The sequence below is a fragment of the Mesorhizobium sp. M1A.T.Ca.IN.004.03.1.1 genome (genome assembly GCF_003997555.1).
GTDB lineage: Bacteria > Pseudomonadota > Alphaproteobacteria > Rhizobiales > Rhizobiaceae > Mesorhizobium.
The window spans coordinates 1-249 of sequence record NZ_RZTV01000787.1 but is presented as its reverse complement, the minus strand read 5'-3'; the positions used below and the strand labels follow the sequence as shown (position 1 = coordinate 249).

The following is a 249-nucleotide window of genomic DNA, read 5'->3' as shown; positions in this document are numbered from 1 at the left end:
CTTTCAGGTGCTGGGAAACGGCCGGGCGCGAGACGGGCAACCCGGCTGCCAATTCGTTCACTGTCTTGGGACCGCGGCGGAGCTCTTCCAAGAGATAACGCCGGTTAGGATCGGCTATCGCCACGAAGGCGTCGGAAAACATCATGCCTTATTTGTGAGGCAAAGTTTTCCAAATCTCAACTATCGGTTTCAACCTTTCTGCGCGGATCGAGCCGCAAAGCTTCCGGCGTGACGGCACGGTCGGCCGGC

Annotated in this window: 1 protein-coding gene; it reads right to left on the bottom strand. The window is 58.6% G+C overall.

Annotation, left to right across the window (positions count from 1 at the left end; all coding sequences use genetic code 11):
• A partial coding sequence (locus tag EOD29_RS33805) for a metalloregulator ArsR/SmtB family transcription factor (RefSeq protein WP_164764046.1) occupies positions 1–145 on the bottom strand: 145 nt, incomplete at its 3' end.
• Between the last annotated feature and the right edge of the window lie 104 nt (positions 146–249).